15 protein-coding genes are annotated in these 13,032 nt (G+C 36.0%); 7 read left to right on the forward strand and 8 right to left on the reverse strand.

The annotated features are described in order from the left end of the window. Positions 1–53 precede the first annotated feature (53 nt). Positions 54–197 carry a YjcZ family sporulation protein gene (locus ACK1U5_RS13255; RefSeq protein WP_000522758.1) on the forward strand — a complete coding sequence of 48 codons (144 nt, stop codon included), beginning with the start codon at positions 54–56 and terminating at the stop codon, positions 195–197. 40 nt (positions 198–237) lie between these two features. On the opposite strand, the gene ecsC is transcribed toward ACK1U5_RS13255, so the two are convergent. The 3 genes from ecsC to ecsA are packed head-to-tail and all read right to left on the reverse strand — an operon-like array spanning position 238 to position 2,906. Then, the gene (gene ecsC, locus ACK1U5_RS13260) at positions 238–945 is read right to left on the reverse strand and encodes an ecs operon protein EcsC (RefSeq protein ID WP_000634139.1); all 708 of its coding nucleotides are present in this window, start codon (positions 943–945) and stop codon (positions 238–240) included. Between the two features lie 13 nt (positions 946–958). Beyond that, entirely contained in the window at positions 959–2,170 is a 1,212-nt protein-coding gene (gene ecsB / locus ACK1U5_RS13265; RefSeq protein WP_113710755.1) for an ABC transporter permease EcsB, read from the reverse strand. Next, positions 2,163–2,906, reverse strand: a complete 744-nt coding sequence (ecsA, locus tag ACK1U5_RS13270) for an ABC transporter ATP-binding protein EcsA (protein WP_001292603.1) — start codon at positions 2,904–2,906, stop codon at positions 2,163–2,165. The genes ecsB and ecsA overlap by 8 nt, the downstream gene beginning before the upstream one ends. Before the next feature lie 562 nt (positions 2,907–3,468). Between ecsA and ACK1U5_RS13275 the strand changes: the two genes are divergently transcribed. The 3 genes from ACK1U5_RS13275 to ACK1U5_RS13285 all read left to right on the forward strand — a co-directional run bounded on the left by ACK1U5_RS13275 (position 3,469) and on the right by ACK1U5_RS13285 (position 5,302). Next, on the forward strand, positions 3,469–3,903 hold the full coding sequence (locus ACK1U5_RS13275) for an HIT family protein (protein ID WP_113710756.1): 435 nt from the start codon (positions 3,469–3,471) through the stop codon (positions 3,901–3,903). 179 nt (positions 3,904–4,082) lie between these two features. Then, a complete protein-coding gene (locus tag ACK1U5_RS13280; RefSeq protein WP_000030302.1) occupies positions 4,083–4,445 on the forward strand; it encodes a YtxH domain-containing protein in 363 nt (120 codons plus the stop codon). A 299-nt stretch (positions 4,446–4,744) separates the two neighbouring features. Then, a complete protein-coding gene (locus ACK1U5_RS13285) occupies positions 4,745–5,302 on the forward strand; it encodes an HTH-type transcriptional regulator Hpr (protein ID WP_000834924.1) in 558 nt (185 codons plus the stop codon). A gap of 5 nt (positions 5,303–5,307) precedes the next feature. Here ACK1U5_RS13285 and ACK1U5_RS13290 read toward each other — a convergent pair whose 3' ends face one another. Next, positions 5,308–5,643, reverse strand: coding sequence for a DUF1878 family protein (locus ACK1U5_RS13290; protein ID WP_000383655.1), 336 nt, complete (start codon positions 5,641–5,643; stop codon positions 5,308–5,310). A 115-nt stretch (positions 5,644–5,758) separates the two neighbouring features. On the opposite strand from ACK1U5_RS13290, the gene ACK1U5_RS13295 reads away from it, so the two are divergent. From ACK1U5_RS13295 to helD, 3 genes are all read left to right on the forward strand, one after another. Next, positions 5,759–5,953 carry a hypothetical protein gene (locus ACK1U5_RS13295; RefSeq protein ID WP_000172690.1) on the forward strand — a complete coding sequence of 65 codons (195 nt, stop codon included), beginning with the start codon at positions 5,759–5,761 and terminating at the stop codon, positions 5,951–5,953. A gap of 423 nt (positions 5,954–6,376) precedes the next feature. Next, on the forward strand, positions 6,377–7,246 hold the full coding sequence (gene prsA, locus ACK1U5_RS13300; RefSeq protein ID WP_069605164.1) for a peptidylprolyl isomerase PrsA: 870 nt from the start codon (positions 6,377–6,379) through the stop codon (positions 7,244–7,246). Between the two features lie 435 nt (positions 7,247–7,681). Next, entirely contained in the window at positions 7,682–10,018 is a 2,337-nt protein-coding gene (gene helD, locus ACK1U5_RS13305) for an RNA polymerase recycling motor HelD (protein WP_069605163.1), read from the forward strand. A gap of 6 nt (positions 10,019–10,024) precedes the next feature. On the opposite strand, the gene ACK1U5_RS13310 is transcribed toward helD, so the two are convergent. The 4 genes from ACK1U5_RS13310 to ACK1U5_RS13325 form a co-directional block, all read right to left on the reverse strand. Beyond that, complete coding sequence (locus ACK1U5_RS13310) at positions 10,025–11,281, reverse strand: FtsW/RodA/SpoVE family cell cycle protein (RefSeq protein ID WP_069605162.1); 1,257 nt, start codon at positions 11,279–11,281, stop codon at positions 10,025–10,027. Positions 11,282–11,288: 7 nt separating this feature from the next. Continuing rightward, positions 11,289–11,696: a PadR family transcriptional regulator gene (locus tag ACK1U5_RS13315; protein ID WP_069605161.1), complete on the reverse strand. Its 408-nt coding sequence runs from the start codon at positions 11,694–11,696 to the stop codon at positions 11,289–11,291. 4 nt (positions 11,697–11,700) lie between these two features. Continuing rightward, positions 11,701–12,234, reverse strand: a complete 534-nt coding sequence (locus ACK1U5_RS13320; RefSeq protein WP_000344004.1) for a sigma-70 family RNA polymerase sigma factor — start codon at positions 12,232–12,234, stop codon at positions 11,701–11,703. A gap of 158 nt (positions 12,235–12,392) precedes the next feature. Continuing rightward, complete coding sequence (locus ACK1U5_RS13325; protein WP_162871148.1) at positions 12,393–12,617, reverse strand: hypothetical protein; 225 nt, start codon at positions 12,615–12,617, stop codon at positions 12,393–12,395. Positions 12,618–13,032 lie beyond the last annotated feature (415 nt).

The raw sequence follows: 13,032 nt of genomic DNA on the forward strand, positions 1-13,032 counted from the left end.
AATATAGAAAGTTATAAAGTAAAAGCAACATATAAGAATAAGGAGGATATCATATGGGACTTGGTGGTAATGGCGGTAGTGGTGGTAATGGCGGCGGTGAAGCGGGACAAGCTGGTAAGAGCGGATTTTCATTAATCATTGTACTTTTTATCGTATTGATTATAGCTGGAATTAGCTATATCGGACTTAGCTTCTAAGAAAAGGCGTCCTACGTTACACATGTAGGACGCCTTGTTTTTAATCTCTATTCAGCAATCGCATACGATAACAATTCATCGTCACTTCTCCGAGTCTTTGCAGTAGTTGATAGTTCGCATATGCGCCTACCGGGGCACCGATTATTGGTACGAGCTGCAGCATTTTGGCTAAATCGATATAGTCTCGGTACTCTGTTTGGAACTTTTCCCAGTCCATATGATTTTCTTCTTCTGTATCCCACGTTTCGATTGCTTTCCATATTTCTTTTCGGTGATCATCACTTGAAAAGGCAAGCTGAAAAACATGAAGGATAAAAAGGCGCTCTTCTTTGTTGCTCGTATCAAATCCGTACAATGTCGCTGCATCGAATAAAAATTTAATTTTAATGCCGAGTAAAAGCGGAAAATCAGCAAGACCGAGGAGAATACCGCCAGCCCCCGTCCCAGCCCCTTCTGCCGCTGCTATTTTTTTGTACTCATCCATTTTTTTACGTACTTCATCGTCACGTCTTTGCAGTGACCATGTCGTCTCTTTTAGCTTCGGCTTTATAAAGTTTGACCCGGCGCTGATCGTTTGCACCATCATCCGGATCGTCTCTGTTAGCACTTTTTGTACTTTCGCCGGAATGAGCTGTTGCACTTTCGTCTGCACTTTTTTGGAGAACCGTGTCATCATAGAAGAATCTTTCATGAATGTAGCTTTCCACTGCTCCAATTCTTTTATAACCTTCTCTTCGTATGTAATCATAGGTTCATTCCTTTCAATTTAAACGCTCAATGCGCTTCGCCCCGTATTGGTAAACAAAACCGATACTAAATAATATGCTTACGATAAGTAAAATTCCTGTCATCATGAAATCTTTCGTTGCTAGTGCAAATATAACTGTAAAGATTACGCTCCCTATGATTAGAATCGCGTTTAATAAAGTAAGAAAGTCTTTCTTCTTCTCTTCTCCCCCTACCGGATACAAATCAAGCCAAATCTTCATGCGGTGATGTTTCCATAAAGTTAATAGCTGATAGCCGATTAAGTATAGGAAAATAAAACTTACGATAAATCGCCCGTATAAAAATGGAATGAAGTAAAGAATAACTCCTCCAAGAGCGAGCAAACGCACATATAATCCAAAATAGTTACCTGATCTTAAAAACGTTCTCGTATATAAGTATAAATATGTACGCTTTTCACCGATTATCGAAAGAATGAAATCGAGCCATTTTCTGCGTGCTACTCTTTCTTTTAATGCTGGTACATCAACGAACATGTTCGCGATGCGGTACAGCAGCATCATCTTCTTACCTTCTTCAGAAATTAAATACTCCCAGTTTAGTGGCTTTCCCTTTACCATTTGATGCATGATAGCAAGGTATAACACCATGAGAAGGACGATTCCACCAATGAAAAGAACTGAAGTACGTTCTACAAGGAAATATACAAATAAACCGTTTAGGATAAAACGAATGAACCAATCCGCTCTTTGTATATTTTGATCTGTTAAAAATGACTTTTCCCACGCTACAAATAAGTTCCACGCTTTTACGATGACAAATGCAAGTACGATCCATATGTAAGCCGCTCCTGTTTGTTTCATTTGCTGGAAGTATAACGGAGCAAGCGCTGCCGCTACAATTGCGATTATGTACAACTGAATCATAAACGTAAAAAGAAACGCCTTTGTGAAGTAAGGTTTTAACTTTTCTTCAACTGGCAGTAAGTAAACGAGATCCGCTTCTTTTAATAACGTTTGAATGGATCCAGCCGTTAACACGAGTCCAATTAATACTGCCATTACGAGCGCAGTTGGAAACGAAGGTGTTAACGTTTGTAACCATTGCTGGTAATAATACGCTCCCGCACCAATGATGAACACGAAAATAAATTTCAAATGATCATTAAATACGTATTTACTATATGTACGAACTTCTTTTAGAAAGTGACGAAATCGTTCTTTCCATAACGCTGTGCTATTCATAATCTTCTTCCTTTGTTAGCGCGATGTAAATATCATCTAACGTTGCACCTGGCATATTAAACTGTGATTGCAGTTCAGATAGCGTTCCCTTCGCTCTTACTTCACCTTGATGCAAAATAATGAACGAATCACAATAACGCTCTGCCGTCGCTAAAATATGTGTGCTCATTAAAATACCGGCACCACTCTTTTTCATTTGGTCCATCATTTGAAGAAGGGATTGAATCGCTAACGGATCTAATCCAACGAAAGGTTCATCTACTATGTAAAGAGATGGCTCCACTAAAAATGCGCTCATAATCATTACTTTTTGTTTCATTCCTTTTGAGAAATGAGATGGAAACCATTTTAAACGATTTTTCATACGAAACTCTTGTAGTAGTTGTCCTACACGTTCTTCATATTGTTTTTCATCAACGCCATACGCCATAGCTGTTAATTTCAAATGCTCTTCTAACGTTAATTCATCATATAATACTGGCGTTTCCGGAATGAATGAAAAGCTAGAACGGTACGCTGTCATATCATCACGAATTGTTTTCCCATTAATTGTGACAGTTCCTTTTTTCGGTTCCATTAAACCGATAATATGTTTAATCGTCGTACTTTTACCAGCTCCATTTAAACCGATTAAGCCGACAAGTTCGCCTTTATTAACAGAGAACGAAACGTCTTTTAATACAGGTCGTTTCGTATATCCTCCTGTAACATTTTCTACACGCAATAACTCGCTCATACGACACCACTTTCTTCATTAGTATTCATTCTATATTCATCTTACCAAAAATTATGCTGTACTACATAGTATCCATGTACTCAAAAAAAATTTTTAAATTTATTAGCATATATTTTTCCGAAAGCGGACATCATAATTATTGAAGAAGGAACACATTGAAAAAGCAACCACCAATTGATGAATACAACAACATAGTGAAGTCATCATGAAATGGGGTGTCCAAGTTGGACAATGAAATTTACACATAACCAGATCATTTGTTTCATTTTCGAAACGGGGTGTCTCTGAAAGAGCATATACTGTTTTAAAAAATAAACAATTTCATTTTAAAAAAGATTGCAATTCATTTCACTTGAAAATGGGGTGTCTACGGCAGAAACTTTAGCCGATTTACCGTGCATTTCTTAAATAAATGAGGTGTCTGCGAAACGTAAATTACGATAATGCTTTTTCAATCCCTCTTCAGAAAACAGGAAGCTGAGTCAGCTTCCTGTTTTTCGTGTTTGTTCTCTTATGTAATTATGGTAAAATACGGCTAAGGATATTTGAAAGGATGAGATCAATGAATCATACAGCAGACAATTGTATTTTTTGTAAAATCATTGACGGGCAAATCCCTTGCTCAAAAGTATACGAAGATGAACATGTGCTTGCATTTTTAGATATTAGTCAAGTAACAAAAGGACATACTCTTGTTATTCCGAAAGTTCACAAACAAGACATTTTTGCGTTAACGTCAGAAATCGCATCACACATTTTTTCTGTCGTTCCAAAAATCGCAAATGCGATTAAAGCAGAGTTTAATCCAGTTGGCTTTAACCTACTTAACAATAACGGTGAAAAAGCTGGACAAACTGTGTTCCACTTCCACCTTCATTTAATTCCACGCTACGGTGAAAAAGATGGTTTCGGTGCTGTTTGGAAATCACATCAAAATGAATACACTATGGAAAATTTACAAAACATCGCAAGTACAATTGCAAATAGTGTGAAATAATGACACTATAAGAAGGCGTAATACATAACAAGCCACTTCCCTGAAGTCATCAAATTCCGCATGGCTTGTTTCTTTACTTAAAATGCTCAGGGATGATTGTTTGTGCATAGCACATATAAGAAAGATATGCATATTTTTCCCATCATGAATACGAACAAAAAATAAGGAGGTCTCCTTTTATGTCAAAAGCTAAATCCTTTATTACAGGTGTTATTTGCGGCGGAGCAGTTGCTGGACTAGCTGTTCTTTTCTCAACTCCTTCTTCTGGTAAAGACATGCGCGGCAAGTTAAAAGAAAAAGGAAATGATATTAAAAAGACTTTAGCTGATATTACAGCTGATACGAAATTATTAAAGCGTCAAATTGTTGAAACTGCTTCAGAAGGTAAAGAAGTGTTTCAAGAATTAAAAGATGACATGCAAGACACGCTTTCTAACTGGAAGCAAGATATTTCTCAAAACAAGCGCCATATTGAGAAAGAAATTTTGGACATCCAAAAGTCAATTGAGAAACTACAAGAAGCTGTTCCAGAAAAAGCGTAAACAAATTCCTGCTTAGTTTTTTGCATATAACAAATATTTTTTATATAAATTGACCTTGACACGGCATATCGTATAGATATGCCGTGTTTTTATGCATTTACAATATATGTTATCACTTAACATGTAAGGACAACGTATGTATTCACGACTCATAAAACGCTTCCATAGTTATGCATGATTTGTATAGAATGTCATTTTTCCGAAAAATTTTCACAATTCTCACAAAAAGACTTTATTAATTTTTATTTTACTGGCATAATAGATAGTAATGAAAAAAGAATGTTAAAGTGGGTGAGTAAATGAAAAGTGGAGAAAAAGATTACTCGGTAAAAGAAGCGATGATTTTCAGCCAACGCATTGCTCAATTATCGAAAGCGTTATGGAAATGTGTAGAGAAAGATTGGCAGCAGTGGATTAAACCTTACGATTTAAATATTAATGAACATCATATTTTAACAATCGCTTATCATTTAAAAGGGGCTTCTATTTCTGAGATTGCTAAGTTTGGAGTTATGCACGTATCAACAGCGTTTAACTTCTCGAAAAAGCTGGAAGAACGCGGCTATCTTGTATTCTCAAAAAAGGAAGATGATAAACGAAATACGTACATTGAAATTACAGACAAAGGGGAAGAATTACTACTTCGCTTAATGGAAGAGTATGATCCTGAAAATAATTCAGTGTTTAATGGGGCTCTTGCACTTCGTAATTTTTATGGGAAGTTCCCAGAAAATATCGAACTGATTGCAATCCTGCGTAACATTTACGGACAAGACTTTATCGATATTTTTGAGAAATCATTAGAAGATATTGAAGAGAACTTTACAGAATCCGATCAAAAGTTAGTTAAGAAATAATCTATTTATTTTTTCGCAATCATGCTTAAGAATTCATTCATAAGCGGCTTAAATAAACCTTGTTTTGCTAGCGCTTCCGCAGTTTCGTGTACTTCGAGCTGATGTGGAAGCGCTTTTTCAAATTGATCTAACAGCGCATCGAACAAAAGAAGCCCTTCTGCTTTCTCCACTACATATTGCTCGTTCAGTTTTTCACAAAGATTTAGTATACGTTCAATATCTTTTTTACGAGCTTTTTTCTTTATGATCAAAGAATAAAATGGACACTTCTCTTCATCAATCATTTTAAATAGTAGGTCTACATAGTATTCAGCTTGTTCTAATCTTCTAACAACGTCCATTTTCTCCCTCACTTTCTAACACAAAGTCTTCTATTTCTGAATTTTGTAACACGAACAAAATATCGTGTGATACAATATATGTATATGTATTTTAGCCAAAAGGAGGTCTCGCCTCATGACACTTATAACAGTTGTTTTTGTCGCATTCGCACTTCTTGTTATATTTTACACGAATTTCATGACACATACACTGTGTGAACGAAAACAAATAGCTGCGAGCCGCCAGCCCGGTGTCTTTCGGGTTATTAATGTATGTATAACAATTTTATTAATTTCTAGTTATATAGAAATTATATTTCATGGAAAGTGAGGAAGGAAAGCCCCTTCCTCACTTTTTTCCTCTATAAGCAAATTATACCTACAATAACCAATAAAATAAACAGTACAAGTAATAAAATAAGTTGAGAATTCATCCCCATCCCCTCCTCTATTCTGTATATGCGGCATACGCCCAATATGGCACACTTTCAAAATCTGACACGTGCTGGTTAATTTTTCTTTATCAATATGAAAACGCGTCGAAATATGATATATTAAATTTTGTACATATTGCTTATACTATAGAACAAAACATTCATCAAAACTTTATCCTCAGCCACGGTAAGCCCTGTTAAGCGCGCTTTACCAATATAAAAAAGCAAAAGTATCAGTGAGACTTAATCGGGCTCTTATGAATCAAAATTCATTGGTGTAGGATAAATTAAAAATACATAATAGTAGGAGTGTTTATCGAATGAAGAAAGCTATGCTTGCCTTAGCCGCAACAAGTGTAATCGCATTATCAGCATGTGGAACATCATCATCAGACAAAATTGTTACATCTAAAGCTGGTGACATTACAAAAGAAGAATTCTACGATCAAATGAAGACACAAGCTGGTAAACAAGTACTAAACAACATGGTTATGGAAAAAGTACTTATTAAAAACTACAAAGTTGAAGACAAAGATGTAGACAAAAAGTTCGATGAAATGAAAAAACAATACGGTGATCAATTCGATACACTAATGAAACAACAAGGTATTAAAGAAGAAACTATTAAAAATAGTGTGCGTGCTCAATTAGCTCAAGAAAAAGCGGTTGAACAATCGATTACTGATAAAGATGTAAAAGCAAAATTCGAGGATTATAAAAAAGAAATTAAAGCAAGTCATATCCTTGTAAAAGATGAAGAAACTGCTAAAAAGGTGAAAGATGAACTTGCTCAAGGTAAATCTTTCGAAGAATTAGCAAAACAATACTCTGAAGATACAGGCTCAAAAGAAAAAGGTGGCGACTTAGGATTCTTCGGACCAGGGAAAATGGTAAAAGAATTTGAAGAAGCAGCTCAAAAGTTGAAAAAAGGTGAAGTAAGCGAACCTGTAAAAACACAATTTGGTTACCATATTATTAAAGTAACTGATAATCACGCAGATGCAACTTTCGATAAAGCAAAAGCTGATATTAAAAAATCACTAGTTCAAGAAAAAACACAAGATGCTCAATTTATGAACGATCTTATGATGAAAGAAATCAAAAAAGCTGACGTAAAAGTTGACGATAAAGATTTAAAAGATCTTTTCGAAGAGAAGAAAACTGACGCTAAGAAAGACGAAAAGAAATAATGAAGTAAAAAAAGCTTGGGCTTCGGCCCGAGCTTTTTTTATCTCCTCTTCTCTCAGTAGTTATATCTAGATTCGGTAAATGAAATTATATCGGCGATTTTTCAAATATATCGACCGCAACTCCAATTATATCGGCGATTTTCAAAATATATCAGCGCAACTCCAATTATATCAGCGATTTTCGAAATATATCGACTTACCGACAAAAAACGACAACAAGCGTGACTCCTCTTCAAACACAAAAAAACCTTGATCCACGCCACGTAGAACCAAGGTTTATCTTATTATCATTGATTAAATGAAAAAACTATGTTAAATTAGAACAGAAACACGTTTTATAAAACAAAAGGAACGTATTTATCCGTATCTTAATTTTACACCAAAACACATCTTCAGTCAACCTCTATTTTTCACTTTTAAAGGAGTGCTTACCGTATGAACAAAAAACTTGATCTAGAGCAAAAAAGATTGGATACCGTAATTGAAACAATTACGGAGCAAATTGATAAACTGGAAAACGAAACTGGCAGACGCCGAGCAGAAGTAATCAATATTCGTAAACACTTTTGGGATGATGTGAAAGTGAATACTGATACTTTCGATGATTATCTTGAAACAGTTATCAACTTAAGACAACAAGCTCAGTCACTAGCTGTCACACAAATTACCCATAAGCACACCTTTAATCGACTTGCCGCATTAAGACGCATGCATAAAGCACCTTATTTCGGACGAATTGATTTCAAAGAAGAAGGAGAATCTGCCGCGGATCAAATTTATATCGGCGTCGCTACACTTACTGATGCAAGCGGAGAAAACTTCCTTATATATGACTGGCGCGCACCTATTTCGAGTGTGTACTATGATTATCCACCAGGACCTGCTGAATACAGTACACCAGGCGGCGTAATCCACGGTAATGTGGAGAAAAAATTACAATACATTATTCAAAATGGCGAGATTGATTCTATGTTCGATACGAGCCTTACAATTGGTGATGAAATCTTGCAACAAGCGCTTGGAAAAGGCACGAACAAACATATGCAAAGCATCGTTGCTACGATTCAGCGCGAGCAAAATGAAATTATCCGTCACGATGAAGGCCGACTCCTTATCGTGCAAGGAGCCGCTGGTAGTGGTAAAACATCAGCTGCATTGCAACGAATCGCCTACTTACTATATAAATATCGCGAATGGCTAAAAGCAGATCAAATTATTCTCTTCTCTCCTAACTCTATGTTCAATAGCTACGTTTCTAACGTACTACCTGAACTCGGCGAAGAAAATATGCAGCAAGTTACATTCCAAGAATATTTAAATCATAGACTAAGTAAGTCATTTGAAGTTGAAGATCCTTATGAACAATTAGAATATATGTTAACTGAAACGAATAATCCTACCTATAAAACGAGAAATGCGAGCATCCGATTTAAAGCATCCACTCAATTTTTCGAGATGATTAGAGCGTACAGACAATCTCTTGAATCTTCAGGCATGCTATTTAGAGGAATGAAATTTAGAGGAAAACTGATTGTTTCTGCGAAAGAAATTACAGAACAATTTTACAATACCGACTCCTCCCTCCGCTTCCATAGTCGAATTGAGAAGTTAACGGATTGGCTAAATAAGCAAATAGATGTACTTGAAAAAGCAGAACTGAAAAAGCCTTGGGTAGAAGAAGAAATTGAATTACTTAGTAAAGATGAATACCAAAAAGCTTATAAATATTTACAGAAAAAAGGCGAGTTTGACGACAACTCCTTTAATGATTTTGAAAAAGAAACGAGAGTACTTGGACGTATGATTGTCCGTAAAAAATTGAAGCCACTGCGTAAAGGCGTTCAAACATTACGCTTTATCAATTTCACAGGCATATATAAACAACTTTTCACAGATGCATCATGGGTTACTGAGAAAAAACCGAAAGAGTGGGATGACATTTGCTCCTTAACAGTAAACATGCTTGATGAAGGAAAACTATATTACGAGGATGCGACTCCATTCTTACTTTTAAAAGAATTAATTGAAGGCTTCCAAACGAACAGATCGATTAAACACGTACTCGTAGACGAAGCGCAAGATTATTCGCCGTTTCAGTTCGAGTTTTTAAAACGTCTCTTCCCTGCTGCAAGAATGACTGTACTCGGAGACTTTAACCAAGCGATATTTGCTCATGCGAGTGAAACGGTTAATTTCGATACACTTACAAATTTATACGGTCCAGACGAAACAAACGGCATTAACTTAACTCGTAGCTACCGCTCAACAAAACCGATTATTGAATTTACACGTGCTCTCGTACCGGAAGGCAAGAACATTCACGCCTTTGAACGTGACGGCGAGAAACCTACAGTGACGAAAGTATCGAATGTCAACGAACTGCACGAACGTATTACTGCCAAAGTTGCTGAACTACAAAAAGAGCAGCACAATACGATCGCAATTATATGTAAATCTGCAGCTGAAAGCGCAGCTGCATACGAAGCACTTAATCATATCGATAATATTAAACTCGTGAAGAGTAACTCAGCCGAGTATGAGCAAGGCATTGTCGTAATCCCTGCTTACTTAGCGAAAGGTATTGAATTTGATGCTGTTATTATTTACAATGCTTCTAAAGATGTGTACAGCGATGAGAGCGTTCGTAGATTGTTCTACACTGCTTGCACACGCGCAATGCATGAATTGCAACTTTATAGCGTTGGCGAGGTTAGTCCTTTTATACTTGGAGCTGATTCGGAGAGTTTTGAGCTTATAATGAAAACACCTTGATAATCATCAAGGTGTTTTTCTCATTCTAAAAGGAATATCTTTACGTCGATATACACTTAGCACGATTCCCATTATAAATGCGTGAAATAGAGTTGGTATCAAGCCGTAACTAATAAAGGGTAATGATATAGAGACACGTGGTAATATCCCAAGAATCATGCCAACGTTATAAACGAAATGGAATACAAAAAGAGTTACTCCACCAACGAGGAGTAATTTACCATAACCATCATTTATTTTATAAGCTATATTCATTATTCTTACTGCAAAAAGAGACAAAATCAAGACAAGAACTAGCGCAAGCACATATCCATAATAGTAAGTCAAACTTGCAAATACAAAATCAGTATGAGTAGCAGGGATAGACTTTATATTTCCATATGTACCAAACCAACCTGCCGATGCCATTGCCTCTTTTAAACGTAAATACCATTGATCATGCTCTGGGTTTAAAAACCCTAAAATTCTAGCTATCCGGTATTCTTTTACGGCAGACCAGGAAAATAAATCCCTAATAATAAAGAAACAAATCGGTAACATTGTAATGAGCCAGGCCGTGTTCTTTCCTAGCTTACTCCACCAAAGCATAACGAATACCATCGTAATATAGATGAAAATTGGTAAAAGAATTGATATAGTCGAAAATAGATATAAAGAAAATACGTACAACATGAGAAGATGCATAAACTTTAACCTACTATTATTGAAAAAAGAAGCCCAAGCTAGAAAGAAGAATGGCATCGTCATTAAACAGTCAATTTTGATGGGGCCAATTTTTATTATTGCTTCCCCAATCACGTAACCAGTCGGAAAACATTTTATCATTAACAAGATAAGTACACCAATTGTATAAAACAGCCACCCGAGCCTCTCTAACTTCCGATAATCAAGTAGCATGATCCCAATAGCTGTTGCAATGCCAAGAATAACAAAAATTAATTTGTTCATTAATAAATCGTTCGTATGCCCAAGAGCGATTATTGGCAAAAACCCTAGCCCCATCGCAGCTACTAATAAAATAAGTAAGAACCAATCCACCTTTGGCTTATGAAGTTTGTTAAGTTCCCGGCCAAGTTTAATCGGACTCCCCATTTGTTCAACAGCCTTATCTTCAGCAACTTCCTCACTTAACCCTTTATCCATCCACATATTCTTCGTCTGTTTTAAGTGAAAATTTAGTTCCGTTGCTACCAAGTCCTTCGCTTCTTTTGATTTAATATGGTTCGTAACTTCTTTTAAAAAACGCTCCCCTTTTTTGTTCAATTTTTTCTCACTCCTGTACTAAGCCTTTTAATATAAATCGTGCCTTCGTAGCATTCTTCTCTGCCTTTCGCAGCATCTTGTTTCCTTTATCATTTAATTGATAATATTTAGCTCCTGCGTGATTCCAGCTAGATTGGATAAAGCGATTCCGTTCTAAACGATGTAATAAAGTGTATAGAGACCCTTCATCACCTTCGAATTTTTGAATCCCTCTCCCTCTTAGCAACTGCATCAATTCATAACCTGTTTTTTCATTCATAAGAAGTTGTAACACTGCTAAAAGGATATCTTCTTCCTTTTCGGACGATTGCTTAATTTTTTCGCGCACCTGCTTCTGGTGTTGATCAGAAAAACTCAAATGTTTAAACGTTGTGTTCTCCATTGATTTTCGCAAGCCTTTTAATCGATCTTCCATTTGATTATTCCTCCAATCCTTCCTTCAAAAGTTCCTTCGCTTTTTTCAGTCTCGTTTTTATCGTATTTTCCTTTACGTCTATTACCATAGCAATCTCTTTAATTGATAATTCTTCATAATAAAATAGATAAATGACTTCTCGATATTTTATCGGTAAACTCATTACCGCAGAAGCAAGCCTACTATCCTCTGCATTTTGAATAACAGTTTGTTCGACACTTTCTTTTTGACTCTCCATATACGTAAAGTCACCCTCTGTAACGATAACTTTTTTGTTATACCAACTTTTTATATAGTCCTTACATTGATTGATCGCAATTCTCCATAACCACGTTTTCACATTCGATTTCCCTTTATATGTATGAAGAGATTTATAGCATTTCACAAATATATCTTGCGTTACATCCTCCGCAACCTCTTTATTATTCACATACGAATACACAAGCTGCAGGACTTCTTGTCCATACTTGTTCATTATTTCGTCGATAAGGTCCTCCTTATCTTCTATTTCAAACGCTTCTATCGTTAATTCATCCACATCATTTCCTCCTTCCCATATATTAGACGACGCACTGTATGGAAAAGTTTTATAAATACATAAAAAAATACGGATGGTAATGTCCATACCGTTTTTTTATGAATATTTATTTACTTCTTGTCCCCTGACACTAATGTTCTGCTTAAAAACAGGAATTTTCATCCATATATCTTGTTCCCTATTTTAAAACATAATACAATGAATACGTAACTTAATAAGCTATAACTAGTAGGTGTGGCAATCATCTCTTCCATTTTGAAAAAAGGGGGAGGTGATAATATAATCGCGATGTTTGTAATTAAATTAGTGTATGGTATCCTAACCGGAGCTGGCGTTGTCATCGGTAGAAGATACGTCGGTCCGTGGCTAATTTCTGTATACAAAAAAGCGAGAACCACCCTGCTTCGTGGAAAAGGTAAGGGCGGTTCTCGGCTAAAACGTTAATGTAATTGTCTTATAACCGCACCTACTACCACCACAATAGCAAGTTAGGTTACACAAGGCAGAAGTTTCTCAGGCTTCTGTCTTTTTTATTTTATGCAAAATTCACACTACATACTCTATCATCATTGTAACACATTTTATTTATTTTTAGTCAAGAGAAAAAACCACCTAAAGGGTTCCCCTTCAGGTGGTTCTCTATTTTACGCTAACGCAGCTTGCTCTTGTTGATCTAGACTTTTTCTAGTTCAGCTTTGCCGCTCTCAGCATTTATAGCACCAATAAAGACGGATTATGGACCCGCTTCATAACAGTAGGATTAAACAAGGAACAACACCTATTACGAATATAAAAAAT

It is taken from the genome of Bacillus sp. XB1, assembly GCF_053557995.1.

Coding starts and splice junctions, on each gene's coding strand:
- helD (WP_069605163.1), top strand. CDS start 7,682: ATGAACAAAAAACTTGATCTAGAGCAAAAAAGATTGGATACCGTAATT.
- ACK1U5_RS13295 (WP_000172690.1), top strand. CDS start 5,759: ATGACACTTATAACAGTTGTTTTTGTCGCATTCGCACTTCTTGTTATA.
- ACK1U5_RS13315 (WP_069605161.1), bottom strand. CDS start 11,696: ATGGAAGATCGATTAAAAGGCTTGCGAAAATCAATGGAGAACACAACG.
- ACK1U5_RS13255 (WP_000522758.1), top strand. CDS start 54: ATGGGACTTGGTGGTAATGGCGGTAGTGGTGGTAATGGCGGCGGTGAA.
- ACK1U5_RS13275 (WP_113710756.1), top strand. CDS start 3,469: ATGAATCATACAGCAGACAATTGTATTTTTTGTAAAATCATTGACGGG.
- ecsA (WP_001292603.1), bottom strand. CDS start 2,906: ATGAGCGAGTTATTGCGTGTAGAAAATGTTACAGGAGGATATACGAAA.
- ecsC (WP_000634139.1), bottom strand. CDS start 945: ATGATTACATACGAAGAGAAGGTTATAAAAGAATTGGAGCAGTGGAAA.
- ecsB (WP_113710755.1), bottom strand. CDS start 2,170: ATGAATAGCACAGCGTTATGGAAAGAACGATTTCGTCACTTTCTAAAA.
- ACK1U5_RS13285 (WP_000834924.1), top strand. CDS start 4,745: ATGAAAAGTGGAGAAAAAGATTACTCGGTAAAAGAAGCGATGATTTTC.
- prsA (WP_069605164.1), top strand. CDS start 6,377: ATGAAGAAAGCTATGCTTGCCTTAGCCGCAACAAGTGTAATCGCATTA.
- ACK1U5_RS13280 (WP_000030302.1), top strand. CDS start 4,083: ATGTCAAAAGCTAAATCCTTTATTACAGGTGTTATTTGCGGCGGAGCA.
- ACK1U5_RS13290 (WP_000383655.1), bottom strand. CDS start 5,643: ATGGACGTTGTTAGAAGATTAGAACAAGCTGAATACTATGTAGACCTA.